Origin of the sequence: Capnocytophaga sp. oral taxon 326 str. F0382, from assembly GCF_000318295.1 — a bacterium.
In the GTDB taxonomy this organism is placed as follows: Bacteria; Bacteroidota; Bacteroidia; order Flavobacteriales; family Flavobacteriaceae; genus Capnocytophaga; species Capnocytophaga periodontitidis.
This window is the reverse complement of record NZ_KB291408.1, coordinates 1-517: the sequence shown is the minus strand read 5'-3', so window position 1 is coordinate 517 and position 517 is coordinate 1. Positions and strand designations below refer to the sequence as shown.

Here is a 517-nt window from a genome sequence, read left to right as displayed (position 1 = left end):
TCATATTTTTCCTACCAACTTGCTTTGGGAGTTTTCTCTTGCTTCACTTGGAAAGTGGAAAAACCCATATACCGATGAAGAGATAGATTTTCAGGTACGGAGATTTATAGGTATATACAATGGTATTTTTTGGGTTTTTCTAAATGCAGAAGGTTTTTATAGGTTTAGATATTGAAACAGGAGAATTAAAATATCGTATCCCTGAATATCACCAAGCTATAGGAAAAACAAGTACGAGTTCTTATGATGATAGCAAAGGCTTTTTTAGAAGTGATTATCTCTTAAATAGTGAAAAAGGAAAAATTTTAGGCTTAGCAGTAGATGTTTTTATTGAAATAGATTTAACCCAAGAGCCTCCTTTTGTTACTCAATATGGCTTACAAGAAGAGTTTGAAAAGTACAACATCAAAAAAGCAAATGATACTGCAGGAAGTTATGTTGTTCAAGATAATTTATTGTATTTTTATCTTGCTGAAAAACTAAGATTTGGTGTTTTAGACATCAACACCAAGGAAAT

General features: G+C 31.3%; 1 pseudogene. It reads left to right on the top strand.

What is annotated here, in order from left to right:
- Positions 1-143: 143 nt before the first annotated feature.
- Positions 144-517, top strand: a pseudogene (locus HMPREF9073_RS07650) (hypothetical protein); the annotation flags it as partial.